This is a genomic window from Serinicoccus shuyuelongi (assembly GCF_045032955.1).
In the GTDB taxonomy this organism is placed as follows: domain Bacteria; phylum Actinomycetota; class Actinomycetes; order Actinomycetales; family Dermatophilaceae; genus Ornithinicoccus.
Map to the genome: position 1 here is coordinate 1 of NZ_JBJFZU010000024.1, position 1,267 is coordinate 1,267.

At 65.5% G+C, this 1,267-nt stretch carries 1 protein-coding gene; it reads right to left on the minus strand.

Features of this window, described 5'->3' with window-relative positions:
- A protein-coding gene (locus ACI3EY_RS17215; protein ID WP_405041277.1) for an IS3 family transposase occupies positions 1-1,168 on the minus strand; the annotation gives its coding sequence in 2 pieces (ribosomal slippage) (positions 1-881 and positions 884-1,168; 1,166 coding nt annotated over the 2 pieces). This gene is flagged as partial in the annotation.
- Positions 1,169-1,267: the final 99 nt, after the last annotated feature.

Below are 1,267 nucleotides of genomic sequence, written 5' to 3' on the forward strand. Positions count from 1 at the left end.
GTCATGATGGTCTCGTACTCGATGGGGGTCAACCGGCCAAGAGCGGCTTGTCGTCGGCGGCGGTGGTAGGTCCGCTCGATCCAGGTCACGATCGCGATCCGCAGGCCGTGGCGGGTGGCCCAGGGGCCGCGGTTCAGGACGTTCTTCTGCAGCAGGGCGAAGAAGGATTCCATGGCGGCGTTGTCGCCCGCGGCGCCGACCCTGCCCATGGATCCGACCATGCTGTGGTGGTTGAGAGCGTGGACGAACTTCCTGCTACGAAATTGCGATCCTCGATCGGTGTGAACCACGCACCCGGTGACGTCACCGCGCCGGGCGACGGCATTGTTCAGTGCGGTGACGGCGATCCGCGACTTCATCCTGGAGTCGATGGAGTAGCCCACGATCCGGTTGGAGTACACGTCCTTGAACGCGCAGACATAGAGCTTCCCTTCACCAGTCCAATGTTCCGTGATGTCCCCGACCCACAACTCGTTCGCAGCGTCGGCGGTGAACTCGTGCCGGGTCCGGCCCAACTCATCGATCACAGCGCACCGGTCCTCATGCACCGGCGGGCCGGGCTTCCTCCCGTTCTTGCCCCGCTTCTTACCGAAGGCGGACCACCAGCCGTTGTCCGAGCACAAACGCCACGCAGTCCGCGTCGCCATCAGCTGGCCCGCCTCAGCGGCCTCGTCCACCAGGAACCGGTACCCGAACTCAGGGTCGTCGCGGTGGGCGTTGAACAGGGCGTCCGCGCGGTACGCCGCCGCGAGGTCGGCGTCGGTGACCGGGCCCGCCAGCCACCGGTAGTAGGGCTGACGGGAGAGCTTGAGCACCCGGCACGTCACCGCCACAGGGATACCTGCATCGGCGAGCTCCTTTACGAGCGGGTAGAGCCTTTTCCCGGCAGGTTCGCCTGGGACAGATAGGCCGCCGCCCGGCGCAGGACCTCGTTCTCCTGCTCGAGGAGCCGGTTCCGCTTGCGCAGTTCCCGGATCTCGACCGTCTCAGCGCGGGACTGACCCGGCGTGCCTCCCTCATCGATGTCACATTGGCGTAGCCACTTCTGCAACGTCATCGGATGGACGCCGAAGTCTGTCGCGATCTGCTCGATCGTCACGCCGGGTTCACGACTGCGGGCGACGCGTACGACGTCGTCACGGAACTCCTGGGGGTAGGGCTTGGGCACAGCAACATCCTTCCAGGCCCACCCTCAGGCAAGCCAGATCAGATGTCACCTATCGGTGCAGCAGTCCCGCCCGGTGACCTGGGCATATAGCACGAGACA